The sequence below is a fragment of the Rahnella sp. EDr1-12 genome (genome assembly GCF_049206505.1).
GTDB lineage: Bacteria > Pseudomonadota > Gammaproteobacteria > Enterobacterales > Enterobacteriaceae > Rahnella > Rahnella rivi.
In genome coordinates this window covers 87083-112099 of record NZ_JBLZNY010000002.1, presented here as the reverse complement: position 1 = coordinate 112099, position 25017 = coordinate 87083, and the positions used below count along the sequence as shown (strand labels likewise).

Annotated in this window: 28 protein-coding genes; 13 read left to right on the top strand and 15 right to left on the bottom strand. The window is 56.8% G+C overall.

Annotation, left to right across the window (positions count from 1 at the left end):
* Positions 1–3 precede the first annotated feature (3 nt).
* Positions 4–429, top strand: a complete 426-nt coding sequence (locus ACO0U8_RS10035) for a flagellar protein FlhE (protein WP_205965071.1) — start codon at positions 4–6, stop codon at positions 427–429.
* Here ACO0U8_RS10035 and ACO0U8_RS10030 read toward each other — a convergent pair.
* From ACO0U8_RS10030 to ACO0U8_RS09995, 8 genes are read right to left on the bottom strand one after another with little or no spacing between them, the layout of a single operon-like run.
* Positions 410–1531, bottom strand: coding sequence for a fatty acid desaturase family protein (locus ACO0U8_RS10030; protein ID WP_421670729.1), 1122 nt, complete (start codon positions 1529–1531; stop codon positions 410–412). The two genes, ACO0U8_RS10035 and ACO0U8_RS10030, sit on opposite strands and share 20 nt — an antisense overlap.
* The gene (locus ACO0U8_RS10025; protein ID WP_421670988.1) at positions 1528–2631 is read right to left on the bottom strand and encodes a fatty acid desaturase family protein; all 1104 of its coding nucleotides are present in this window, start codon (positions 2629–2631) and stop codon (positions 1528–1530) included. Before ACO0U8_RS10025 ends, ACO0U8_RS10030 begins: the two co-directional genes overlap by 4 nt.
* Positions 2632–2653: 22 nt before the next feature.
* Positions 2654–3778 (bottom strand): sterol desaturase family protein, encoded by a 1125-nt coding sequence (locus ACO0U8_RS10020; RefSeq protein WP_122094987.1) that lies wholly within the window; start codon positions 3776–3778, stop codon positions 2654–2656.
* Entirely contained in the window at positions 3771–4379 is a 609-nt protein-coding gene (locus tag ACO0U8_RS10015) for a phosphatase PAP2 family protein (protein WP_421670728.1), read from the bottom strand. The genes ACO0U8_RS10020 and ACO0U8_RS10015 overlap by 8 nt, the downstream gene beginning before the upstream one ends.
* Positions 4372–5664, bottom strand: coding sequence for a F390 synthetase-related protein (locus ACO0U8_RS10010; RefSeq protein ID WP_421670727.1), 1293 nt, complete (start codon positions 5662–5664; stop codon positions 4372–4374). The genes ACO0U8_RS10015 and ACO0U8_RS10010 overlap by 8 nt, the downstream gene beginning before the upstream one ends.
* Positions 5661–6467: an MBL fold metallo-hydrolase gene (locus tag ACO0U8_RS10005; protein WP_056769723.1), complete on the bottom strand. Its 807-nt coding sequence runs from the start codon at positions 6465–6467 to the stop codon at positions 5661–5663. The genes ACO0U8_RS10010 and ACO0U8_RS10005 overlap by 4 nt, the downstream gene beginning before the upstream one ends.
* Positions 6460–7476, bottom strand: coding sequence for an NAD-dependent epimerase/dehydratase family protein (locus ACO0U8_RS10000; RefSeq protein ID WP_421670726.1), 1017 nt, complete (start codon positions 7474–7476; stop codon positions 6460–6462). Before ACO0U8_RS10000 ends, ACO0U8_RS10005 begins: the two co-directional genes overlap by 8 nt.
* Complete coding sequence (locus tag ACO0U8_RS09995) at positions 7473–8489, bottom strand: 3-oxoacyl-[acyl-carrier-protein] synthase III C-terminal domain-containing protein (protein ID WP_421670725.1); 1017 nt, start codon at positions 8487–8489, stop codon at positions 7473–7475. Before ACO0U8_RS09995 ends, ACO0U8_RS10000 begins: the two co-directional genes overlap by 4 nt.
* Positions 8490–8911: 422 nt before the next feature.
* On the opposite strand from ACO0U8_RS09995, the gene ACO0U8_RS09990 reads away from it, so the two are divergent.
* The gene (locus tag ACO0U8_RS09990) at positions 8912–9115 is read left to right on the top strand and encodes a helix-turn-helix domain-containing protein (protein WP_056769729.1); all 204 of its coding nucleotides are present in this window, start codon (positions 8912–8914) and stop codon (positions 9113–9115) included.
* Between the two features lie 123 nt (positions 9116–9238).
* Here the strand turns inward: ACO0U8_RS09990 and ACO0U8_RS09985 are convergent, their stop codons facing one another.
* The 5 genes from ACO0U8_RS09985 to flgA all read right to left on the bottom strand — a co-directional run bounded on the left by ACO0U8_RS09985 (position 9239) and on the right by flgA (position 13131).
* Positions 9239–10213, bottom strand: coding sequence for a GlxA family transcriptional regulator (locus ACO0U8_RS09985; protein ID WP_217203901.1), 975 nt, complete (start codon positions 10211–10213; stop codon positions 9239–9241).
* A gap of 129 nt (positions 10214–10342) precedes the next feature.
* Complete coding sequence (locus ACO0U8_RS09980; RefSeq protein WP_421670724.1) at positions 10343–11122, bottom strand: MBL fold metallo-hydrolase; 780 nt, start codon at positions 11120–11122, stop codon at positions 10343–10345.
* Positions 11123–11439: 317 nt separating this feature from the next.
* Positions 11440–11877: a flagella synthesis protein FlgN gene (locus ACO0U8_RS09975; protein ID WP_056769734.1), complete on the bottom strand. Its 438-nt coding sequence runs from the start codon at positions 11875–11877 to the stop codon at positions 11440–11442.
* Between the two features lie 21 nt (positions 11878–11898).
* Positions 11899–12201: a flagellar biosynthesis anti-sigma factor FlgM gene (flgM, locus tag ACO0U8_RS09970; RefSeq protein WP_056769736.1), complete on the bottom strand. Its 303-nt coding sequence runs from the start codon at positions 12199–12201 to the stop codon at positions 11899–11901.
* A 204-nt stretch (positions 12202–12405) separates the two neighbouring features.
* Positions 12406–13131, bottom strand: coding sequence for a flagellar basal body P-ring formation chaperone FlgA (gene flgA / locus ACO0U8_RS09965; protein ID WP_421670723.1), 726 nt, complete (start codon positions 13129–13131; stop codon positions 12406–12408).
* Between the two features lie 164 nt (positions 13132–13295).
* On the opposite strand from flgA, the gene flgB reads away from it, so the two are divergent.
* From flgB to flgL, 11 genes are all read left to right on the top strand, one after another.
* Positions 13296–13706: a flagellar basal body rod protein FlgB gene (gene flgB, locus ACO0U8_RS09960; RefSeq protein ID WP_056769737.1), complete on the top strand. Its 411-nt coding sequence runs from the start codon at positions 13296–13298 to the stop codon at positions 13704–13706.
* A 6-nt stretch (positions 13707–13712) separates the two neighbouring features.
* The gene (gene flgC, locus ACO0U8_RS09955; protein ID WP_056769739.1) at positions 13713–14117 is read left to right on the top strand and encodes a flagellar basal body rod protein FlgC; all 405 of its coding nucleotides are present in this window, start codon (positions 13713–13715) and stop codon (positions 14115–14117) included.
* 11 nt (positions 14118–14128) lie between these two features.
* Positions 14129–14818 carry a flagellar hook assembly protein FlgD gene (gene flgD, locus ACO0U8_RS09950; protein ID WP_056769742.1) on the top strand — a complete coding sequence of 230 codons (690 nt, stop codon included), beginning with the start codon at positions 14129–14131 and terminating at the stop codon, positions 14816–14818.
* A 177-nt stretch (positions 14819–14995) separates the two neighbouring features.
* Entirely contained in the window at positions 14996–16243 is a 1248-nt protein-coding gene (flgE, locus tag ACO0U8_RS09945) for a flagellar hook protein FlgE (protein WP_183847389.1), read from the top strand.
* A 29-nt stretch (positions 16244–16272) separates the two neighbouring features.
* Positions 16273–17028 carry a flagellar basal body rod protein FlgF gene (locus ACO0U8_RS09940; RefSeq protein ID WP_056769745.1) on the top strand — a complete coding sequence of 252 codons (756 nt, stop codon included), beginning with the start codon at positions 16273–16275 and terminating at the stop codon, positions 17026–17028.
* 21 nt (positions 17029–17049) lie between these two features.
* Positions 17050–17832 carry a flagellar basal-body rod protein FlgG gene (gene flgG / locus ACO0U8_RS09935; protein WP_056769747.1) on the top strand — a complete coding sequence of 261 codons (783 nt, stop codon included), beginning with the start codon at positions 17050–17052 and terminating at the stop codon, positions 17830–17832.
* A gap of 138 nt (positions 17833–17970) precedes the next feature.
* Entirely contained in the window at positions 17971–18687 is a 717-nt protein-coding gene (locus ACO0U8_RS09930; RefSeq protein WP_122095614.1) for a flagellar basal body L-ring protein FlgH, read from the top strand.
* A 10-nt stretch (positions 18688–18697) separates the two neighbouring features.
* Positions 18698–19804 carry a flagellar basal body P-ring protein FlgI gene (locus ACO0U8_RS09925; RefSeq protein WP_056769751.1) on the top strand — a complete coding sequence of 369 codons (1107 nt, stop codon included), beginning with the start codon at positions 18698–18700 and terminating at the stop codon, positions 19802–19804.
* The gene (gene flgJ, locus ACO0U8_RS09920; RefSeq protein WP_056769753.1) at positions 19804–20754 is read left to right on the top strand and encodes a flagellar assembly peptidoglycan hydrolase FlgJ; all 951 of its coding nucleotides are present in this window, start codon (positions 19804–19806) and stop codon (positions 20752–20754) included. The genes ACO0U8_RS09925 and flgJ overlap by 1 nt, the downstream gene beginning before the upstream one ends.
* Before the next feature lie 187 nt (positions 20755–20941).
* The gene (gene flgK, locus ACO0U8_RS09915; protein ID WP_056769754.1) at positions 20942–22597 is read left to right on the top strand and encodes a flagellar hook-associated protein FlgK; all 1656 of its coding nucleotides are present in this window, start codon (positions 20942–20944) and stop codon (positions 22595–22597) included.
* A gap of 64 nt (positions 22598–22661) precedes the next feature.
* Entirely contained in the window at positions 22662–23624 is a 963-nt protein-coding gene (gene flgL / locus ACO0U8_RS09910; RefSeq protein WP_421670722.1) for a flagellar hook-associated protein FlgL, read from the top strand.
* A gap of 180 nt (positions 23625–23804) precedes the next feature.
* Here the strand turns inward: flgL and ACO0U8_RS09905 are convergent, their stop codons facing one another.
* Positions 23805–24497 carry a CidB/LrgB family autolysis modulator gene (locus ACO0U8_RS09905; RefSeq protein WP_056769757.1) on the bottom strand — a complete coding sequence of 231 codons (693 nt, stop codon included), beginning with the start codon at positions 24495–24497 and terminating at the stop codon, positions 23805–23807.
* Complete coding sequence (locus ACO0U8_RS09900) at positions 24490–24894, bottom strand: CidA/LrgA family protein (RefSeq protein WP_122095003.1); 405 nt, start codon at positions 24892–24894, stop codon at positions 24490–24492. Before ACO0U8_RS09900 ends, ACO0U8_RS09905 begins: the two co-directional genes overlap by 8 nt.
* Positions 24895–25017: the final 123 nt, after the last annotated feature.

Below are 25017 nucleotides of genomic sequence, written 5' to 3'. Positions count from 1 at the left end.
AACATGAACAAGCTGTTGCGCGTGGCGATGGGGTCTCTGATGCTGATCAGCGCGCCGGTGCTGGCGGCGTCCGGCTCCTGGTCGGACACCCAGCGCGGTGTGACATTGCAAAACCGGGGCGTGATGGCCTCGTCTGCGCCGCTCGCGGCACCGCAGAGTTCCCCTTTGCGGCAGCGGGCGTCGGCGACCATCACCACGGTCAGCTGGAATTACCGGCTGACGGGGCCGCGTCCGGCGGGGCTTCAGGTGTCGTTATGCAATACGACCAACCGCTGCGTAGCGCTCGATGCAGACAGCGGTCAGACCCGATCTTTTTACGGTCAGGCGGCCATTTCGCCCATGAGGCTGGTGTACTTCGTACCCGGTAAAGGGGCGATGAATCCGCCGTTACGCGTGCTCAGTAATCAGGTTATTGTGAATTATCAGTAGGTTTGTCCATCAGCCCCTGCGCTGTTTCTCCTTTCCCCATGGCCCGCAAAAAACGCTGCTGGGCCACCAGAATATCTTTCAGTGAAACACAGTGGTACGTCACGCCGTGACGCTGCGTCACCTGCGCAATGATCGCCGACAGCGCCGGATAATGGCGGTGGTTCCAGGCAGGAAAAATGTGGTGCGTCAGATGCCGGTTCAGCTCACCCAGCCAGTAAGAGAGCCAGCGCGGATAAGGCACCCAGTCGATGGTGGTGGCAAACACGTGGCGATAACGGCCATGCTGAAAACGCCCGTCTTCCGGCACCTGATAAAACGTGCCCATCGCCCAGTGCGACCCCAATATCAGCACCACAAAAATCAGCGAAGAGAGCATCTGCCCGCCTAAATAGCACCACAGCAGAATGTCGCCGCCCATACCCTGCTGATGTAAAACCCAATACGGCAGCGCCAGCGCCAGCAGCAGATGCAACATTTTTGCGGTGAGGAACACGGCCCAGCCGCGGATGCCCTGATGGCGCATTTTAGGCTGCACGCGGGTTTTGCCCGCGCGGTCGATCCAGTCGAAAAACCAGATGATGCAGGGGAAGGTCAGTGCGGCGACAAACGGCCAGTAATAATGCTGCATCTGCATAAAGCCTTTGATGCGCTGGAACGGGGTCTGACGCAGCACGCCGTTTTCCTCAATATCCAGATCATAGCCCTGCACGTTCAGGTGGGCGTGGTGGCATTCCACATGCCGCACCCGCCAGCAATCGGCATCCAGCCCGAGCGGAATACAAATCACCAGGTTCAGCGCACGGTTCGCCCATGCCTGGCGGAAAAACGCATTGTGCGAGGCGTCGTGTACCGCATTGATCGCCAGTAACATTGCCGTAAAAATAAACGCGAAATAACCACAGGCAAATATAAGCCGGTTATCACTGAGCAGCGCCGTGGTGTAAAACAGCGCGCACAGGGCAAGCAGGCACAGCAATTTGGCGATCATCCGCCCGTCGGCAAAGCGATGATCCTGATGCTGCAACAGATACTGGTTCGCGGCTTTAGTCAGGTCGCGGTGAAGCGCCAGATCCTCACGCTGCTGATACCCTGGCGCCGTCATGGCTGGCTCCAGGGGTTGCCGCCTTCAGCCGTGCGCGGATCGTCACCGTTGCCCATTGCGCGCAAAAATGTCTGCTGTTCGCGCATCAGCTCGCGGTAGCTCAGACAGCGATACGGCATCCCGTGTTCTGCGGCCAGACCGGCAATGATCTTGGCCAGTGCCGGGTAGTGCCGGTGATGCCAGCCGGGAAAAAGATGGTGGGTCAGATGCAGATTGAGCATGCCAAACCATTTCTCCAGCCACAGCGGCGTCGGGTGCCAGTCGCAGGCGGTGGCAAAATTGTGTTTATACCAGCCCTGCGGCATTTTGCCCTGCGAGGGCGCGTCATAGAATTCCGCCTGCGCCCAGTGGGTGCCGAGCAGCAGAAACACCACGAACGTCGATGCGATCATCTGGCTTATCAGGTAACTGGCTATCACCACGCCCGCGCTGATGTGGTGGGCATGCGCGATGAACAGCGGGATCACCAGCACCAGCAGCAAATGCAGCAGCTTAAAACCGGTGAAAATAGCCCAGCCGCGTTTGCCGGGCAGCGCGCCGGTCAGTTTCAGCGGTGTCTTGCCCAGTCTGTCTGACCAGTCAAAAATCCACGCAATATAGGGCAGGGACAGCGCGGCGATCAGCGGCCAGTAAAGATGCTGATAGCGCATGTGCGGGCGATGTTTCTGATACGGACTTTGGCGGAAGATGCCATTTTCCTGGGTGTCGAGATCGTAATGCTCAACGTTGGCATAGCGGTGATGAAACCCGACGTGGCGGATGCGCCAGTAATCAGGATCGACACCCAGCGGCAGCGTCACCAGACGGCTGATGATCCGGTTGGCGCGCGTGCTGCGTAAGAACACGTTGTGCGACGCGTCGTGATTGACGTTGACGTTCAGCAACATGCCCGCCAGCACAAACAGCAGGTAGCCGCCGAAAAATCCCCAGCCGTAGTACTGCGTCAGGCAAATCGCATAACCCGCCACGCACAGCAAGGTCAGCGCCACGGCTTTCAGCAAACTGACGCCATCGGCGTAGCGGTGGTCGCCCCGCGCCTGCAAATACGCCAGCGCCTGCTGGTTCAGGGCGCGGTGAAACGCCTGTTCGCCATCGGGCATAAATAACGGCAGATCCGGTAATTTACTCACAGGCGGCCACCTCAGTCTGACGTCGGCCCACGCCCAGCGCCAGACTGACGCCGTGCAGGCTGATTAACGGCATCAGCCAGATCCAGAACCTGTCGTGCCAGCCCAGACCGAGGAGGAAAATCAGCGGGAGAGCGACGGTGATCAGCAGCCACGCGATGACGCCCCCTTTACGGCCTTCGGCAATTGCGCCCAGCGCCAGCGTACCGGCCATCAGCAACAGGAAAAGCGTGACCTGCGCCAGCGTGGTGCCCTGATAGCCGTAACCGTATTGCCAGACATAGCCAATCACCAGCGAGAACAGCAACAGCGCACCGGTAAGCAGGCTGGCCGTGGCACAGCGGAACTGCGGCGGTTTATGACGATAGCGCAAGGGCAGTTTCAGATACTGAAAGAACGGCTGATTGCTCGCCCAGAACGGATTTTGCGGGTGCGGCTGTTTACCTGAACCGTAGGTAAATTCGCCCTCCGGCAAACCCGGCCAGTAGGTGCCGAACATTTTGTCCCAGAAAATGAACGTGCCGCCGCAGTTTTTATCCGCGTAGAAACGGTCATTCACGTGATGCACGCGGTGATGGGAAGGGGTGACAAAAATTTTCTCGAGGAACCCGAGATTGGGCGTCAGTGCGTTGTGATTGAACAGCTGTACGCTGTAGTGCAGCAGCGACACGGCGATAAACACCGACAGCGGCACACCGGCAATTGCCAGCAGCATAAAGAACGGGATCGAGGTCAGCGACGAATACCAGGAATTACGCACGCCGAGCGACAGATTGAAGTGCTCCCCCTGATGATGCACCACGTGCACCGCCCACAGCGGGCCGAATTTATGATGCAACCGGTGCAGCCAGTAGAAACCGAAATCCCATGCCAGCAACGCGAAAAGCCACATCAGCGGCGCAGGCCAGCCGCTGACCCAGTTCAGGCTGAAATGCGTGACAACCAGCCCGTAACAGAAAATCTCCAGCCCGCGAAACAGCCACAACATCACATGACCGGAGTTGAGGTTAAACATCACATCGCGCCAGTTAACCGGCTCTTTGCGCAAATACTGCAACAGGCAGGCTTCGCCTAACACCACCACCAGCATAAAGATGATCGGAATAATTAAATCAACCATGAGCACTTTCCTTGTGACCAGACGGCGTAATCAACATGAACCGCCACAGCAGCGCGCCGACGCCAAGTGCCAGACCGGCACCGCTCAGCAGATCGACAAACAGATGGCGACGTAACTGTAAAATTGAGAACCCGATAGCCAGGCACCACAGCATATACAGGCCGGTTTTCCAGAGATGGCGGCTGCTCAGCGCCCAGACGGAGAGTACGGTCAGCGCCATGTGCAGCGAGGGCAGGCAGTTCTGGCGCGAGTCAACGGCGGCTAACGCCGAGAGCATCCGCGCACTGAGCGAGTCTTCTAAGAATGCGGGGTACACCAGGGTGGTCGGCCAGAGGAGATAAACCATCCCCGAGAGCAGCGCAGTGAGCATCATCGCATTACGCAACCAGCGCAGCCGGTGTGCCGGGCAGGTCAGGTAAGCCAGCGGGATGATGATGAAAAACGACAGATACAGCCAGATGCCGCCGGGGCTGAACGGGATCATCCGGTCAATCACCGAGGGCTTCAGCACGGTGCCCGCGGTCTGAAAAGTATCCGTCAGATGATAAACCACGCCGACTGCGCCCCAGCCCAGCAACATCTGCCATAAACGATTAACCATGAACGGTGTCCTTTAAGCGGGTGATCCGACGTTTTTTAAGCATGAAGTTGGCGGGAATGTTTCCTGCCCTTAGCGTCCACTGTAACTGAGAAAGGTCCACGCCCTGTACAGCGAAATGCTGCTCCAGCCGGGTTTTACACAGGGCCAGTTCGCTTTCGCTGCATTCGGCTTCCAGCAACAACGCGACGTCATTTTGCTGCGTCAGCCGGTAGTCTGCCGTCAGCGGCAGGGCGTTGGCGATCACCCGGTTGCAGGCATCAGCAAACATCACCTGCGGCTGCCTGTCTTTGCCCGGCAATGCCAGCCAGTCGTCGCAGCGGCCTTCGATGCGCTCGATGGACAGGGTCACGCGCCCGCACCCGCATGGCTGCTCGCGTTTCACCAGCACATCGTCCAGCCGGTAACGCACAATCGGCTGGGTATGGCGGGTAAAATCGGTAATCACCGGCACGAAGCGGCGGTCGTCTATCCACTCCGGTTCCACGTGGATAAACTCTTCATTAAGGTGCAGCGTCCCCCGCTCGCAGGTGGCGGCGAGAAAACCTTCGGTTGCCTGATAGACTTCACCCACCTGCGGGAAAACCTGCTCCAGCAGTTGACGATCCTGAGCGGTCAGCACTTCGGCAACGGAAATGACTTTGCTGACGTTGAGCGTCAGTTCGCGGTTGAGCACCGCCAGCGCCAGCTGCCGCAGTACCTGTGCCGGCGCGACAATAATGGTCGGCGCGACATTTTCCAGCCGCAGCAATTGCGGGTGAAAAGGCGCAAACAGATCGAAAAACTCAAGGGTCAGCCAGCGGTTATTCACGCTGTGGTAGAGGTTATTGTCTGCCCGCAAAAACATCGCGACGCGCTCACCGCGGCGTAACCCTTGCGGCAGCATTTTTGCCAGCATTCCGCCCGCCCAGACCTGCTGCTCATGCGGGCTGACGACGAAAATTCCGCGCTGGCCGGAGGTGCCCGACGAGAGCCCGACGCTGAACCCCTCAATCTGCGGCGTGAAATGGCGGTCGCGTTCCGCACGCTGCGCACAGGCCAGCAGCGCCTCTTTCTTCAGACCGGCCGTGTTCATCTGATCGAAATTCGCCATCATCAGGGCTTTATCCATCAGCGGCCACTGATTTTGCGGCAGGGTCGCGCAGGCCTTAAACCACGGGCTCTTTGCCAGCGTTTTGCGGGCAAACTGACGCAGTTTTTTCTGTTGCCACGCCAGCAACGCTTCGCGGTTGTCAAACACCAGCCGGCGGGTGCGCAGGTAGTGCCACAGGGTTTTCAGCGGGATCATAAATCCCCCTCGTGGCACAGGTGGATCTTCACATTGCCGCTCAGATAAAGCTGGTTCAGGCGGCGCAGCGTTTCGTAATACGCGGCGCTGTTGTCCATCACCAGATGCGCCATACGCGACGGCCCGCGCAGACTTTCGTAACTTTTCGGCGACCAGGCTGCGTCGCTGGCGAGCAGCTCCCAGCCGGAATCAGTGAGAACAAATGCGCCGATATGTCCGGCAGCATGTCCCGGCAGCGGCACCAGAATAATTTCATTGTCGCTGCCAGGCAGGCTGTATCCGCCCTCAAAGGGGGCGAGCGCGGCGGGCAGGGGCGTTTCCTCCATGGCTTCCATCCATTGCAGCCCGGTTTCGAAATCGTCCGGGATAAGCCCCGGTACGAACGCGTTTTTCAGGGCGGCCAGGCCACGAAGTTTACGGGTGCGGATCCAGCCGTCCATGCTGCTGATGGCAGGCACGCCGCTGAAGTCCCGCAGCCCGGCGATATGGTCCCCGTGAAAATGCGAAATGATCAGCGCCGTGATATCCGCGGGAGAAATTCCCCGATCCGCCAGCTGACGGAACAGCGCATCCCGTGAGTCGAAATGCACCGGCGTGGTCGCCCGGTACAGGCGGTAAATGCCTTTGGACGTGTAATGTTCAAAATGGTCGGCGTAGCCGGTATCCCACAGCCAGCGCTTGCCCTGCGCCTCTAACAGCCATGCCCGCGCGGGGAATTTACACACCCGCCAGCCCGCGCCTTTGAGGGCCATACAGCCGGGATGCAGGCAATAGCCCACGTCAAAAGCGGTGAGATTAGCCACGGTGCACTCCTTTATTTTCCCGCATCGCCTGCGCCGTCAGCCCGATGGCCTGTTGCATGGAATACACAGGCCGGTAGTGCAGCTCGCTAATCGCACGGGCCTGGCTCAGCGTCATATCATAATTCACCGCGCCGACGCTGTAGCGGGTCAGCAGCGGTTCGCGCCCGCGCGCCTGAGCCAGCAGCTCCATGCCGCTCGCCACGCCATAAAGCAGCCGGTAAGGCACAGGCCGGAGGGTGAAACGGATCCCGAGCTGTTCATTCAACAACTGATGCAACATGTCACCCAGGCGCTCAGGTTGCTGATTGGTAATGTTATAGACCGCCGCCGGGGGAAGATGTGGCTGAGCAGTGGCCTGCCACATGGCTTCGACGACGTTGAGCGAAAAGGTCAGGTCCAGCAGCGTTTCACCGCCGCGCGGCAAGCGCAGCACGCCTTTATTCAGGCGGATTTGCTCAAGAATGCGCGGAACGATCACCCGGTCATGTGCGCCGAACAATCCGCGCGGGCGAAGCACGGTAAAACGTGTTGCCGGAAATTGCTGCTGGCGCTGCGTGATGCAACCCTCCGCCAGAAATTTGCTGCGGGCGTAATGGTTAGCGAAGCGTTTCGCGCGATAACTTTCATCGATATCGGCGTGGTGCTTGAAATCAAAATAGACGGCGGGCGTGGAAATATGCACGAACCGCGGCACACCGGCCTGCCCGGCGGCCAGCGCCAGCCGGTCGGTGAGATCCACGTTGGTGCGCATAAAGTCAGACGCTTTGCCCCACGGCGACGATTTGGCCGCACAGTGCCAGACGGCGTCACAACCCTGCACCAGCGAGGTCAGCTGCGCCGGAGTCGCAGAGTCGAGATCGACAAAGCGGAAATCCGCCCCTGCGTCGGTGAGCATTTTCCCGACCACAAGATCACGGCCCGCCGCCACCGCCTGATGCCCGGCAGCCAGCAACCACTCAGTGGCATTGCGCCCGAGCCCGCTGGTGGAGCCTGTCACTAAAATTTTCATGGGATCAGCACCATGCCGCCGAGCGTCAGACCGGCCGCGGTGCCCACCAGCGCCACCGGTTTTCCCGGCGAAAAGCGATCGTGGGTGAGGGCATAATGCAGCGCGGTCGGGATAGACGCTGATACCTGATTGCCGTGATGACGGTAGATATCAATCAGCACGTCTTCCGGAATGTTCAGCCGGCGGCGCATGTGTTCGAGTGAAACATGGCTGGCCTGATGCGGCACCACGGCCGCCAGATCGCCCTGCGCGCACTGCGCGGCAGACAATAACCGCGCCCAATACTCTTCGATCAGTGCAGCGGCGAGGCGGAACAGGCGCTTGCCGTCCATATGAAATAAAAAGTCACTGTCGGCGATCCCCGCACGGGGATTGCGTCGGGTACCGCCTGCGCGGATATGGCACAGATCCACACCGGCCGGATAGGTTTCCATCAGGCAGGAGAGAATGCCGCTGCGACCATCGCCCCGTTCGACAATGGCGCAGGCTGCGCCGTCGCCCAGAATAATCGACGATTCTTCATGTGCCCAGTTGATGCCCCGCGACGCCAGTTCCGCACTGACAATCGCTATCCGCTGGTAAGCACCGGTATTGAGCAAACCGGCGGCGACCTGCAACGCTGAAATGAAGCTGACGCAGCTGGCGTTAACATCAAAGGTGCTGATGCCTTCACGCAGCGGCGAGGCTTTCAATACGTGCGCCGCGCTGTAAGGCAGCGCCTGCACCGGGATCGCGGAGGCGAAAATCAGCAAATCAACGGAGTCTGCCGCAATATTTCCGCGTTCAAGCGCATCGGTGATGGCGGCCACCGCAAGCTGAACCTGCGAGGCGCGGTCATCGCCATGGAAACGGTATTCCACGCCCGAACGCTGTTGCACATACCCTGCGGATTTCCCGAGCCGGACATCCAGTTCAGCCGATGTCACTTTATGCGCCGGGAGTGCCGCACCCGAGGAAATGATTTTAAGCGGCACCAGCGATGGCGCTGCAGGTAAATTCCTTAAAGAATCCACATATATCCTTATGTATTTTCGATTATTTTAGCCGGTGGTGAGTGCAAATAACCCCGGAAGGATGTGGCGGATATATTACCTGTTTTGCCCCTTTTGGGGTACATAAGCACACACGATTTAAGTGCCGCAAGTCAGCCAACGCTTCTCGCTGCAACGGACTGCAAACCCTAAAAACTCTCTGGAAGCAGTATCCCATTCTCGTTAATTGCCTGTTTATTCTGCAGGGATATCCCGTTAACGTCTGGTCGCGGCGGTAAAACCCGCCACCGTTGCCACTGTCGGGCTGGCCGGAGGAGACGTAAAGCGTCCTGCTCCCGCCTGAGTTCCTCTTAATAGTGTAGGAACTAAAAGGGCAACGTGTGCCGCAAACGGAGTTTCGACGTGCAGTGTGGTTCGCTTTACCACTTTCAGGAGAGAGCTGTATGAAAAAGGACTGGCATCAGGCAGACATCATCGCTGCGATTAAAAAGACGGGCACAACCATGTCCGCCGTTTCCCGCCACGCCGGGCTGAGTTCCACCACGCTGTCGAATGCTTTGACGCGCAGGTGGCCCAAAGGCGAAAGGTTGATTGCGGAAGCCATCGGCGTCAAAGCCGAAATCATCTGGCCGAGCCGTTACAGTTAAAGGAAATACGGCTGACGGCACAAACCGAAATATGCCTGGTTTGGTTTTGTGGGGGCTGAAGGTAGGACGAGGGTTCGATTCAGAAAGGGTGCTGAGCAAGACGGCGTTTCAACCGCCCGTCTTTCAGGCTTTTTCCTGTTCAACGGGGGCCGGGCCACGGAATGCCCGGCGCCATTCACTTGGGCTGATGCCGAATCTGGCCTTGAAACTCTGGCGGAAGGAGACAGGCGACTGAAAACCGGTCATGTCGGCCACGCTTTCAATACTGCTGTTCGTGGTTTCGAGCAGCTCCTGGCTTCTCTGAAGACGCTCGGCGTTCAGCCATTCTCCCAGCGTGGTGCCGGTTGCTTTGAGAAAATGACGGGTCAGCGTCCGCCTGCTCATGCTGACAAAGCTTGCCAGTGAATCGAGATCGTGAGGCTTGTTCAGATTGCGCCGCAGGTACTCTATCAGCTCGTTCATTTTGCCGTCCCGCGTAGAAACCGGGACCGGACGTTCAATAAACTGCGCCTGACCGCCTTCGCGGTAGGGAGGAACGACCATTCTTCGTGCCACCCGGTTAGCCACCGCGGAACCATAATGTTCACGGATAATGTTCAGGCAGCAGTCAATACCGGCGGCGGTTCCGGCAGAGGTAATAAGACGGTCATCCGTGGTGTACAGCGAGTTGCAGTCCAGATGAACGGCAGGGAAACGCCCGATGAAATCCTGTTCATACTCCCAGTGCGTGGCGGCACGGTGTTTATCAAGCAGGCCGGAATAAGCCAGTACGTAAGCGCCAAGACACAGCCCCACCACTTCAGCGCCGCGCTGCCATGCCTTTATCAGGGCATCGAGCAATGCCTGAGAAGGGCGTTCTTCCGGGTGACGCCAGAAAGGCACGATAACAATGTCTGCCACGTCCAGTAGCTCAAGGCCATGTTTTACATTCATGGACAGGCCAATATCAGACAGGACAATGCCCGGTTGTTCAGCACAGATTTCGAGGCAGAAAAGATCCGGCTGCGGCATAGACTGCCCGAAAATAATGCAGGGCACTGAAAAGTGAAACGGGCTGAATCCGGCCGTGGCAATCACGGCAACTGTCAGTGCAGACATAGCGTTAACCTTTGCGTAAATGAAAACCACCGGATGACCGGTGGCGAAAATGCTGATATTGGCTGACCAAAGGATAACAGCTGAACGGTCGCCATGGCGTTTTTCCCCTCAGTCAGGCGCAATGATCTGTCAGAAAACCAGTGTGTCACCGTCAGCAGGAATAAGAACCTTGTCCCCAATATTGTGCTCCAGGGAGAACGCTCTCAGCTCTGCACGGGTCAGAAGACAATGGTTAATCGATTCCATGTGAGACGCGACGATGGTCGCCGTCGGCAGCATGTTAAGCGTGCGCAGCGCATCCTCTTTGCCCATGATAATCGGGCCGTAAAGATCGTTAACCGCATAGCCGATGTTGAGCACCACAATCTCCGGCCTGAAGCGTTGCAGGCTTTTGGCATAAGGTTTTACCCAGACGGTATCCCCCGCGATATAAAGCGTTTTCTCTTTGTGGTGGGTGAAGACCAACCCGCACGCATCCCCCAGAAACTCACTCCATTGAGCATCAGCGTACAGTTCATTACTGCCGTGCTGACCGTCAGTTTTATAAATCGTCAGGCCATCAACGAAATGATTTTCATCATTCAGAACACGGATGTTAAGAAAGCCCTGAGAACGCACCAGCGCCGCGTCGCGCTCATCCTGCGTGTAAATAAGCATGTCCTTGGGAACGGCCTGCTGAGCCGCTTCATCCCAGTGGTCGGTATGGGTATGGGTCAGGATAACGGCATCAACGGCCAGCAAATCCTCAACGGCCACGGGCAAAGACACCATAGGATTACGCAGGTGAGGGCGCGCATTCCCCGCAAAACCCTCCCAGGCTTCTTTTTCTGCCAGCATCGGGTCGATAAGGAATTTTTTACCGGCATATTCCAGTACCAGAGTGGCGTTGCGGATTTGCGTTAATTTCATTGATTGCTCCTGTGATTCATCTGACGTTGAGGCTGAGCCACCGTCGTTGCGGGGCTTCGGAGGGATTTACTATAAGAGGAGGGAGGGGCTGGCTGTGACATGCCCACAGGTCATTCGTCGATGAAATCAGGTCAATCGTAAGGGGAAATGTGTTACCGGCACAATGCCGCAGCCAGAGGGCCGGTTTAAACGTCATCAGGGGGCGGTGTTGTTGCGTTGCGCTTTTCGCGTGCTATCAATGTCTGGCAGGGAGTGTGGTGAAGTGAAAAGCGGGGTGAGTGTTGAGGGGAAAGTGTTCCCCCCGACTCTGTTTCGGTCTACACGGAGATCTTACGGACACTTTGTCCTGTCACCGTTTCCAGACCGTTTGCACCGTAGAATTTCTGCGACTGGCTGGCGTTGAGGATCGCCAGAGCTTCGGTGTTGTAGTCGATCTGTTTACCCAGCAATAATCCATTGTGCCGGTTGATCTGACTCAGATTGGTGGTCATCTGCACCACCTGCTTCCACATTGCAGCGATTTCTGGCTGACGTGAGTAGGGGGCGGATTGTTTCAGGCGTTCGTCGTGCTGACGACGTTGTTTATCAAGATAGTCTACCGTGGCCAGTAATGAGCTTTTCTGCTCGGTAATGTGTTGCAGGGCCGCTCCGTTAACGCGGCCTGAGCACAGTATCGTTTGTTCGTGATTAATCACTTGATCCAGCGCCTGCAACGTTTCAACCAGGGTAGTCATGGTCTTGATAAAGTTCTTCATCGGGCCTAATTACCTTTCAACTTAAAAATCTTTGAGATAATCCTGTGTATCTTGCAACAGCGCATCGGCAATTTTGCCTGTGTCCATTGTCAGTTTACCATCACGGATCGCCTGCTTAAGCTCGTCTACACGGGCTGAATTGATATCTTGCGCGCTTGACTGCGTCAGCGAGGTTTGTGCTTCGCTGAGGGTCACTGCGGTACCGCTGGTTTTGGTGCCTGAAACGGTTTCTTCTTTACGCGTATTCTGCACGGCGTTTTCAGAAGGGTCGCGTTGCTGGATCGGGCTGAGAGGCGAAACGCCTTGAGTACGATCAATAGCCATAATTTTTTCTCCGGTAATTGCCTGTTCTGCCACGTTTATTCACTTCACAGGCCGATGATGCAGGCTTGTGTGTAACACGAGGCGGTCAGGGCAACAGTAGGGTCTCACCCTAAAAATGCCGTCGTGTGACGACTCTGATACGTGTGTTATCGACATGTGGCGCAATAACTTTAACCTTATTGCCGAAAAAGTGACAATTTATCACTAAATCTCCACGGTGACAGACCCGTCTGAACCCACAGTACCATTGACGATCACCCCTGACGGCATTCTGATCCGGACTGATTCATTCGCTGCGGCATTGTTCATCGCTTTACCGGCGCTGGATACGTTAAACCCGCTGCCCGTTGCCTGAACCTGTACCTCCTGCCCGGCGTGCACCATCCACGGACGGCGCAGCATCGAGAGCGTCAGCGGCTGGCCGATGTTGATGTTACGCAGGGTTACGCCGTTCAGCGCCAGTTTGCTGTCTAAAACTGCTTTCGGCGGCAGAAGATCCAGTCGTCCGGTCTTTTGCTGCATATCTGCTTCTGCCAGGTGCGCGCCGGCAGGCACGTTTTTGGCCGCCACCCAATAGGTTCCGCTCACCTGCACTTTCGTCTGTACGTAGCTTTTTTTGCCATTGCAGTTCACCGCCACCGACACATTGCCCCAGGTGCGGCTGTTCGGCGAAAGCATAAACTGCGGCGCGAGGCACTGCGGCTGCCGCGCGGCGGGCGTTGTCACCACCACCGTCACCTGCATTCCGCTTTCACTGAATTGCTGGCGGAAAAACTGCTGGATTTGCGACGTCAGCAAGGTGTCGCTGTTGGCTGAAACAGGCGCGCTTCTCACCGGTGCCGTCTGGGCAATGCTCATTTCACCGGACAGTGCCCCGAGAAGGATGCAACCCAGCGTGATACCCGTATGACGCAATGTCAGCCTGTTCATTCGCGATTCATCCTGATGGCAAAAAGTCTACTGGCGACAAGTCTACCCGCACTTTTCAATTCCTAAAGGGACAAATAGCGCCCGATTTTATGCTTATTCAGACGATAGGTTATTGACACCCGCAATTATGCTGTCCGCTCCAAAATCTCATTTGCGGAGGGCGCATGCTCGACAAATTGAACGCCGCACTACAGTTCCAACAGGAAGCGCTCAACCTGCGCGCCCAGCGGCAAGAAATACTTTCAGCCAATATCGCCAACGCCGATACCCCAGGTTATCAGGCGCGCGATATCGATTTCGCCAGTCAGTTACAGAAAGTGATGGAGCAGGGCCGCGCCAGTGGCAGCGGTATGTCTTTGTCACTGACCTCTGACCGCCACATTCCGGCATCGAACGTCCAGGCAGCCGATATGGATTTGATGTACCGGATCCCGGATCAACCTTCAGCGGACGGTAACACAGTCGATATGGACCGTGAACGTACCAACTTCGCCGATAACAGCGTGCGCTATCAGACCGATTTGACCGTCCTCGGCGGACAGGTCAAAGGAATGATGTCGGTGCTGCAAGGATAATTGCTCATGTCGATGCTTGGTATTTTTGATATCGCCGGTTCTGCGCTGGCTGCGCAGTCTCAGCGTCTGAACGTCAGCGCCAGTAACATGGCCAACGCCGACAGTGTCACCGGCCCTGATGGTCAGCCTTACAAGGCAAAACAGGTGGTCTTTCAGGTGGATGCTGCACCTGGACAGGAAACCGGTGGAGTGAAAGTGGCGCAGATCGTTGATGATCCTGCGCCGATGCGCATGGTGTACGAGCCGGGTAATCCGATGGCGGATGCCAAGGGTTACGTGCAGATGCCAAACGTAGATGTGGTCAGCGAAATGGTCAACACCATCTCCGCTTCCCGCAGTTATCAGGCCAACGTCGAGGTGCTCAATACCACCAAGTCGTTGATGATGAAAACTCTGACTCTGGGTCAATAGCGGAGCGCACCATGGCAATTACCACGTCGATTAACGACACCACGGATAACACCATCGCGGCCACCGCTGCGACGTCCACCACGGGAAGCTCGGCTGACGATCTCTCCAGCAGTTTTCTGACCCTGTTAGTGGCTCAGCTGAAAAACCAGGATCCCACCAATCCGATGGATAACAGCCAGCTGACCACCCAGTTAGCGCAAATCAGCACCGTGAGCGGCATTGAAAAACTGAACACGACGCTGGGCAGCATTTCCGGGCAAATCACCAACGGCACCTCAGTTCAGGCAAGTTCGCTGATCGGCCACGGAGTGATGGTTTCCGGCAGCACTATTTTGGTCGGCAGCGACACAGACGGCACCGTCAGCACCACGCCATTTGGCCTGGAGCTGGAAAGCGCGTCAGACAACGTGACCGCCACCATCACCGATTCTACGGGCAAAGCCGTGAAGACCATCAGCCTGGGTTCCCAGACTGCCGGTGTCCACAGCTACACCTGGGATGGCACGCAGGACGACGGCACCAAAGCCCCGAACGGCAGCTATTCCTTCAGCATCAATGCGCTGAATAACAATCAGCAAATGGTGGCAACACCGCTGAACTATGCACTGGTCAACGGCGTGATCAACAGCAAAACCGGCACCTCGCTGGATCTCGGTGTACGCGGAACGACGACAGTCGATCAGGTAAGACAGATTTTGTAATCGTTTTGCTCCTTCCTCTGCAAAGGGGGAGGCGGGGAGTGTGTATTGCGGGTCGCGCCTGCGCAGCCGTGATACCGCCCCCCAACCCTCACCGTTGCCGGAGAGGGAGCCAAAGACGCCTCTTCGCAGGGGAGGAGCTAAAGATGCATAAACACTACACAGTAAACTGGAGCTAACATGAGCTTTTCACAAGCAGTCAGCGGCCTGAGCGCAGCATCGTCCAACCTGGACGTGATCGGTAACAACATCGCCAACTCCGCGACCGTGGGTTTCAAAACCGCGACCGCTTCTTTTGCCGATATGTTCGCCGGTTCACAAACGGGGATGGGCGTTAAAGTCGCCGCAGTCACACAGAATTTCAATGACGGTACCACCACCACAACGTCCCGTGGTCTGGACGTTGCACTGAGCGGAAACGGGTTCTTCCGTCTGGCCGACAGCAGCGGCACCGTGTATTACTCGCGTAACGGCCAGCTGTCTCTCGACGCTAACCGTAATCTGGTGAACATGCAGGGTCTGAGCGTGACCGGTTATCCGGCCACCGGCACACCGCCGACTATCGCGGCCGGTGCGCAACCTGTTGCCCTGAGCGTGCCAACCACCATGATGAGCGCCAAATCGACCGTGGGTGGCACAATGGTAGCCAACCTGAACTCAACGGATACCGCGCCGAAAACCGCCACATTCAACAGCAGCGATGACACCAGCTACAACTACGTCAACAGCATCACGACGTATGACTCACTGGGTAACGCGCACGATAACAACGTCTACTTCGTGAAGTCGGCCACCCTGGCGAACAGCTGGGATGTCTACTCGCAGGACGGCAGCGTGGCAGGTTCAACCGCCGCCAAAATCGGCTCTCTGAACTTCACCACCAGCGGCGCACTGACCAGCACCAGCTCCGCCACTGGCGCTGCGCAAACCGGTCTGACCCTGACCTTACCGATGGACACCGCCACCAACGGCGCGGTCCCCGGGCAGACCGTTGCACTGGACTTCACCGGCAGTATCCAGCAGAGCACCGGCAGCAACAGCATCGGTTCCCTGACGCAGGATGGCTATGCCGCAGGCCAGATGACCGGTTACACCATCAATAACGACGGCACCATCACCGGCACTTACTCCAACCAGAAAACGCAGTTACTCGGCCAGATCGTGCTGAGCTCCTTCTCTAACCCGGAAGGCCTGAAATCTGAAGGCGATAACGTCTGGACTGCCACTTCCTCTTCCGGTCAGCCCGTAAACGGCATCGCCAGCGAAGGCGGTTTCGCCAGCATCACCAGTGGCGCGCTGGAATCTTCCAACGTCGATCTGAGTGCCGAACTGGTGAACATGATCGTTGCTCAGCGTAACTATCAGTCGAATGCGCAAACCATCAAAACTCAGGACTCCATCCTGAACACGCTGGTTAACCTGCGCTAACGCGCGATAAAACTCGATAGGGCAGCACTATGGATCACGCTATCTACACCGCGATGGGCGCAGCCAGCCAGACGCTGGTTCAGCAGTCGGTCACGTCAAGTAACCTGGCAAACGCCTCGACGCCGGGATTTCGTGCGCAGCTTTTAGCGATGCGCGCGGTACCGGTGGACGGCCAAAGTCTGGACACCCGCACACTGGTCACCGCGTCCACGCCGGGCGCAGACATGTCGCAGGGGAAACTTAACTACACGGGCCGTCCGCTGGATGTTGCCTTACAGCAGGACGGTTTCCTCGCGGTGCAGATGCCTGATGGCTCTGAAGCCTATACCCGTAACGGTGACATGCAGGTGTCTCCCACTAACCAGCTGACCGTTCAGGGTCATCCGGTGATGGGCGACAACGGGCCGATTGAAGTGCCGCCCAACTCGCAGCTGACCATCTCTGCGGACGGCACCATTGCCGTGCTGGAAGCCGGCGCTGATCCCAACACCATGGGGCAGCTCGGTAAACTGAAACTGGTAAAAGCCACCGGGAGCGAAGTGACGCGAGGCGATGACGGCATGTTCCGTCTGACGCCGGAAACGGCACAGGCCCGTGGGAATGCGCTTGCCGCCGACCCGACCATTCACGTGATGCCCGGAACCCTTGAAGGCAGCAACGTGAAACCGGTCGAAACCATGGTTGACATGATCGCCAACGCCCGTCGCTTTGAGATGCAGATGAAAGTCATCCACAGCGTCGATGAAAATGAACAACGCGCCAATAATCTGCTGTCACTGACCTGATGATGGCAGAGGAGTAACGACATGATCCCATCGCTTTATATCGCGAAAACCGGTCTGGATGCACAGCAGACCAATATGGACGTCATCGCCAACAACCTGGCGAACGTCAGCACCAACGGCTTTAAACGCCAGCGTGCGGTTTTTGAAGATTTGCTGTACCAGACAATCCGCCAGCCGGGTGCGCAGTCGTCTGAACAGACGAACCTGCCATCCGGTTTGCAGATCGGTACCGGTGTTCGCCCTGTCTCCACAGAACGTCTGTTCTCGCAGGGCAACCTGTCGCAGACCAGCAACAGTAAAGATATCGCCGTAAAAGGTGAGGGCTTCTTCCAGGTCCAGCTGCCTGACGGCACCACCGCCTATACCCGTGACGGCTCTTTCCAGGTGGATCAGAACGGTCAGCTGGTGACATCCAGCGGCTATCAGGTCATTCCTGCGATCACCATCCCGACCAACGCGCTCAGCATGACCGTTGGCCGTGACGGGATCGTCAGCGTCACCCAGCAGGGGCAGACGGCGGCCCAGCAGGTCGGTCAGCTGACGCTGAGCACCTTTATCAACAACAGCGGCCTGGAATCTATGGGTGAAAACCTGTACCAGGAAACCCAAAGCTCCGGCGCGCCGACAGAAAGCACGCCGGGTCTGAACGGCGCTGGCCTGTTGTATCAGGGCTATGTTGAAACCTCGAACGTTAACGTGGCGGAAGAACTGGTCAACATGATCCAGACGCAACGTGCGTACGAAATCAACAGTAAAGCGGTGTCCACATCGGACGAAATGCTGCAGAAACTTTCGCAGCTGTAATCTTTGCCGCCCTTACCGGCACTCTGCGGTCAGGGCGGGAAAAACAAGAGGACAGGGGCGGAAACGTGCCTGTCCTGTACGGTTTCTGATTCCTGTCAGGTCGATTTTTTTAAGGCGATAACTGTGGTGACCAAAAAAATAACGTCGGTAAAGACTTCTCTTGTAAACCGACCAGGCAAGCTGGCGCTGCCGCTGTTAGTGACGTTACTGGCGAACGGTTGCGCGTATTTTCCGCATACCCCGCTGGTCCCTGGCACAACCACAGCTCAGCCTGCGCCAGCCGCACCGCCGGTTCCTAACGGTTCGATTTTCCAGTCAGTTCAGCCGATGAACTACGGTTATCAGCCTTTGTTCGAAGACCGCCGTCCGCGCAATATCGGCGATACCCTGACCATTGTGTTGCAGGAAAACGTCAGTGCGAGCAAAAGCTCCTCGGCCAACGCCAGCCGCAACGGCTCCACCAAGTTTGGCTTTGATACCACACCGCGTTATCTGGAAGGCCTGTTCGGCAACGCCCGTGCGGCGGTGGATACCTCCGGCGATAACACCTTTGCGGGCAAAGGGGGCGCAGCGGCCAATAACAGCTTCACCGGCACATTGACCGTGACCGTCAGCGAAGTGCTGGCAAACGGCAACCTGAAAGTGGTCGGTGAGAAACAGATCGAAATTAATCAGGGAACTGAGTTCATCCGGTTCTCCGGTGTCGTCAACCCACGCACCATCAGCGGCGCGAATGCGGTGATCTCCACACAGGTGGCGGATGCGCGTATCGAGTACGTGGGCAATGGCTACATCAATGAAGCGCAGAACATGGGCTGGTTGCAGCGGTTCTTCCTAAACTTATCGCCGTTATAACGAGGCAATCATGCGAAAAATTCTTTCCGGTATCTTCTGTCTGGCGATGTCCGCCCTGGTGATACTGCCCGCATCAGCCGATCGTATTCGTGATTTGACCACGGTACAGGGCGTGCGTGATAACGCCCTGATCGGCTACGGCTTAGTTGTCGGCCTCGACGGTACCGGTGACCAGACCACGCAGACGCCTTTCACCACCCAAACGCTGACCAACATGCTCTCGCAGCTGGGGATCACCGTTCCCGCTGGCACCAACATGCAGCTGAAAAACGTTGCCGCGGTGATGGTAACCGCCAAGATGCCACCGTTCTCCCGCGCCGGTCAGGCCATCGACGTGGTGGTGTCCTCTATGGGTAACGCCAAAAGTATTCGCGGCGGCACCCTGCTGATGACCCCGATGAAAGGGGTGGATAATCAGGTTTACGCGCTGGCGCAGGGTAACGTGCTGGTCGGCGGTGCCGGGGCTTCTGCCGGGGGCAGCAGCGTGACGGTTAACCAGGTGTCCGGCGGACGTATCACCGGCGGCGCTACCATTGAACGCGAACTGCCAAGCACCTTCGGCACCGAAGGCGTGATCAGTCTGCAACTCAATGACGAAGATTTTAATCTGGCGCAGCAAGTCAGCGATGCCATCAACCGTCAGGGAATGGGCGTGGCCTCTGCGCTGGATTCTCGCAATATTCAGATTGTGGTGCCGCGCGGCAATGTCTCGCAGGTACGCATTCTGGCGCAGATTCAGAACATTGAAGTCAACGTCGGGCCGATGGATGCGAAAGTGATCATCAACTCCCGTACCGGCTCGGTGGTGATGAACCGCGACGTGACGCTGGACAGCTGTGCCGTCGCGCAGGGCAACCTTTCCGTGGTGGTGGATCGCCAGAACGACGTCAGCCAGCCGAATACGCCATTCGGTGGCGGTCAGACGGTGGTGACGCCAAACACCAATATTTCGGTGCGTCAGTCCGGCGGCTCAATCCAGCAGGTGCGTTCGAGCGCCAGCCTGAATAACGTGGTGCGTACCCTGAACGCGTTAGGCGCGACGCCTATCGATCTGATGTCTATTTTGCAGGCCATGAAAACAGCCGGTTGCCTGCGCGCTGATTTGGAAATTATCTGATGAGCGATCTGATGTCGATGTCCGGGGCCGCGTATGACGCGCAGTCCCTGAACAAACTGAAGCGGGATGTGGCGCAGGATCCTCAGGCGCACATCCGGGAAGTGGCGAAACAGTTTGAAGGGGTGTTCGTGCAGATGATGCTGAAAAGTATGCGTCAGGCCCTGCCCGAAGGCGGATTGCTCAGCAGTGAGCAAACCAAGCTTTATACATCGATGTACGATCAGCAAATTGCGCAGGACATGTCCAACAAAGGGTTGGGCATGGCAGACATGATGGTGGAACAGCTGAGCGGCGGCACCAAGCAACCCTCAGAACTGGCGGGCACCGTGCCGATGGCGCTGGACAACGAAGTGCTGAAAACCCTGCCGATTCAGGCGATGGAACAGTACCTGCGTAAAGCCATCCCGACGGCACCTGACCGCACCACCAGCGGCGCGCCGTTGTCTCAGGGCAGCGGCCAGTTCGTCTCAAACCTGAGCATTCCGGCGCAGGTGGCCAGTAAAGACAGCGGCATCCCGCATCAGCTGATCATGGCGCAGGCCGCGCTGGAGTCCGGCTGGGGGCAACGTGAAATTCCCACCAGCGACGGCAAACGCAGCTTTAACCTGTTCGGCATCAAAGCCGGCAGCAGCTGGGACGGCCCGACCACCCACATCACCACCACCGAATATTCCAACGGTGTGGCGAAAAAAGTCCAGGCCAGCTTCCGCGTTTACGGCTCTTATGTGGAAGCCATCAGCGATTACATTAAATTGCTGACCAATAACCCGCGCTATGCGCAGGTCGCCTCGGCCAGCACGCCTGAACAGGCGGCACATGCGCTGCAAAAAGCGGGCTATGCCACAGACCCGAATTACGCCGACAAACTGGTGAGTGTTATCCAGAAAATCAAAGGCGCGGGCGAGCAGGCAGTGAAAGCCTACAGCCATGATCTCAAAGATATTTTCTGATATGCACGTTCTAAATGGCAACCTCCTCTCAGACCTGGAAAAAGTTTGAAAGCGGTTGCCATTTTTTTCTCAAGTTTTCGCAGTCGAAGCCGATAACCAGATCAATATGGGAAAAGGGCCAGCCCCCGACCCGAACCCTTTAATTATCCGGCGGTAAAATTTTACACCGGCAGCCAAAAGGTCACTCATGTCCAGTAGCTTAATCAATACCGCAATGAGCGGACTGAACGCAGCGCAGGCTGCGCTCAGCACCACCGGTAATAACATCGCAAACGTCAGTGTGGCCGGTTATAACCGCCAGACAACGATCATCAATCAAAGCAACGGCACCGCGACGGGCGCAGGCTATATCGGTAACGGCGTCACCGTCACTGGCATCAACCGCGAGTACAACGCCTTTGTGGTGACGCAGTTACTGGGTTCCAGCGCCACCAGCAGCGCGTTATCGACCCAACTGGGCCAGGCAAGCTCCATTGATGACTTGCTGGGTGACAGCTCAACGGGCATTGATGCCACCATGGCGACCTTCTTCAAGGGCCTGCAAACCCTGACCAGCAACGCCAGCGACAGCTCCGCACGTCAGGCCGTGTTGGGCGAAGCACAAGGGCTGACCGCGCAGTTCAACAGTTCAGCAAAATACCTGAACGACATGAACACCGCCGTTAACCAGCAGATCTCGCAGAACGTTGACCAGATCAACACGTTCGCCTCGCAGATTGCCAAATTGAACACGCAGATCACCACCACTCGCGGCAGCACCGGGCAGGAGCCTAATGCGCTGCTCGATCAACGCGATCAGCTGGTCAGCAAGCTCAACGACATTACCGGTGTCACCGTCACCCAGCAGGATGGCGATACCTACAACGTCTCCTTTGCCAACGGCGTGCCACTGGTGAGCGGTGGAAATGCTAAAACTGTGGTGGCCGTCGCCTCCAGTGCAGATCCGACCAAAATGACCGTGGGCATGACGCAGCCGGATGGCTCCGTGTCACAGATCCAGGAAAGCCGCATGACCACCGGTTCTCTCGGTGGCGCGTTGTCTTTCCGCAAAGATAACCTGGAACCGGCCATCAACCAGTTAGGGCAGTTAGCGCTGACGATGGCTGACAGCTTCAACACCACCAACAAAGCCGGTTTCGACCTCAATGGCACCCAGGGAACGGATTTCTTCACCTTCACCGGCGCGACCACGGTAGGTAACACCAAAAACCAGGGTACAGCGGATGTGAGCGTGGCCTACACCGACACGTCAGCGGTTAAAGCCAGCGATTACACCATGGCTTATAACGGCAGCAGCTGGGATGTGACCCGCGTTTCCGACGGGGCGAAAATCACGCCGACCACTGGCCCGAATGACAGCAACGGTAACCCGACGATGGAATTCGACGGCCTGTCCGTTTCTGTCAGCGGCACCCCGTCAACCAAAGACAGTTTCACCATCAAAACGGTGAGTAATGTGGCGGGCAGTGTGAATGTCGCGATCAGCGATTCTTCACTGATCGCCGCTGCGGGCTCAGCAGACACCGGCGTCAGCGATAACACCAACGCGCAGAAAATGCTGAATCTGCAAACCGCCAAACTGGTGGAAGGTAAATCAACCTTGTCCGGCGCGTATGCCAGCCTGGTCAGCAACGTGGGGAACCAGGTCAGCACGCTGACTACCACCAACACCGCGCAGGCCAACATTGTGACCCAGCTGACCGCACAGCAGCAGTCTATCTCCGGGGTTAACCTCGATGAGGAATACGGCGATCTGCAACGCTACCAGCAATATTATCTGGCGAACGCGCAGGTCGTGCAGACGGCTTCGACGATTTTCGACGCGATCATCAACCTTCGCTGATACCGCCGCCTTCAGGCCGCTGGTGTTTAGAACGTATTATTTGAACTGATAAGGAACTGATGCCATGCGCCTTAGTACCAATATGATTTATCAACAAAACATGGATGCGGTTCTGGATGGTCAGAACCGTTTTCAGGCCACCGGTTTACAGCTGTCTACCGGTTCTAAAGTGAGCAAGCCTTCGGACGATCCGCTGGCGGCATCGCAGGCCGTATTGGTTCGTCAGGCTTCGGCTGAAAACAAACAGTTTTCAGTGGCGCGCACTTTCGCTAATCAGAGCATGAGTCAGGAAGAATCGATTCTCTCCAGCGTGACCAGCACGATTCAGGACGCGCAGACGCTGATCGTTCAGGCCGGTGACGGCTCGTTAAGCGATGACGACCGTTCTTCTCTGGCGACCAAACTCGAAAGCCTGAAGTCTCAGCTGCTCAACATGTCGAACAGCACCGACGGTAATGGCCGCTATATTTTTGCCGGTTATAAGAGTGATACACCGCCGTTTACGCAAGATGCGACCACGGGTGCGGTGTCTTATTCGGGCGGCAAGACGGCCATCACTCAGCAGGTGGATGCCAGCCGTACCATGACCATCAACCACACCGGTAATGAAGTTTTCCAGACCCTGACCGGTGATGCGAAAGCGGAACCCAACGGCGACCCCAGCGAACCCGATATCTTCAAAACCATTGATGGTGCGCTGAAAGCCCTGAAAACGCCGTCTGCGGATTACACCACCGACACCGAGTACACGGACGCGATTGGTAAAGCCAACCGTGGTCTGAGCAACTCGCTGAACAACGTGTTGTCTGTGCGTTCAGAGCTGGGTACGCAGATGAGTGAGCTGGACACGCTGGATACGCTCGGTGATAACCGTGAAGTCACCAACGCCAGCAAGCTGAGTGATTTAGTGGACACTGACTGGACGTCAGCAATTTCGACTTATACGCTGCAGCAGGTTGCGCTTCAGGCGTCTTATAAGACGTACAGCACCATGCAGGGCATGTCACTGTTTCAGATGAATTCGTAATCCCTCCTGCGCGGCTTCGCGCAAGACATCTCCTCTTCGTTATCGACTGCCTGCCCGTTTTAACGCGGGCAGGCAGGCTCTTTTCTGACTGTGCTTAAACCGGGTACTTTCAGTTTTGTATGTCACTTTTTCTAAGGTTGAAGTGACATACTCTTTTTCCTCGTCGTGCCTCTGGTCAGCTCATCCAAACAACGCTAACAGTACCGGGAACAGGAACGGGGCGAGCAGGGAAGTGATAATCCCGCAAATCACCAGTGCCAGTGAACTGAACGCGCCTTCCTGATAATCCATTTCCGCACAGCGTGCAGTGCCGAGTGCGTGCGACGCAGTACCCATCGCCAGGCCGCGTGACGCTTTAGTGGTGATCTTCAGCAGATTCAAAATACTGTGGCCGAAAACGGCGCCGAGGATCCCGACGAAGATCACGCACACGGCGCTGATAGCAGGAATACCGTTGATGGATTGCGCTGTCGCCATCGCAATCGGCGTGGTGACGGATTTCGGTAATACCGATGCGGCGATCTGCGGTGTTGCCCCCATCCACAAGGCAATGGCGGTGCCGGTAACCATCGCCACCACGCTGCCGATAAAGCAGATGCTGATAATGGATTTCCAGCGCGCGCGGATCTGGTGGAGCTGTTCGTAAAGCGGAAACGCCAGTGCCACCACGGCGGGTTGCAGCAAATCATTAAGGATCTTGCTGCCCGCAAAATAGCGTGCGTAAGGGATGTTGGTCACCAGCAGCAAAGGAATAATCACCACCATAGACATCAGCAACGGGTTAAGCAGCGGCATTTTGAGCCTGATCGCCAGTTTGCGGGTGGCGAAAAAGACCAGCAGCGTCAGCGGCAAAGACCAAAGAATATCAATCATTTTTTTCCTCCGCGCTTTCCTTAATTGTCCCGCGATCGCCGTGAATATAGTGGGAGCAATAGGCCACCACCAGCAGCACCACCAGCGTACTCACCAGGCAAGACACCACCAGCGGACCGAACTGCGTACGCAACTGCTCGTAATAATTCATCACCCCGACGCCGATAGGAACGAACAACAACGCCATGTAGCGGATCAGCACGTTGCAGCCGGGTTTGACCCATTTAAACGGCAGAATTTGTGTTGAGAGCAGGCAAAACAAAATCAGCATCCCGATAATGCTGCCGGGGATAGTGAGAGGCAAAAGAGAGGAAATGGCGTTACCGGCGAATAAACACAGGTAAATCAGAATAAACGCCCGAATATATTGAAATGCCAGAGAGACTGCGTTGCTCATGGTGTTTCACCCAGTTGAATGATGCATTCATCATACAATTAAGATGTGATCTGTGCCACATAACTCAGTATGAAATTTAGGAATGAAGTGTATTCCAAATGGGGGCGTCTTGGCGCGGGGAAA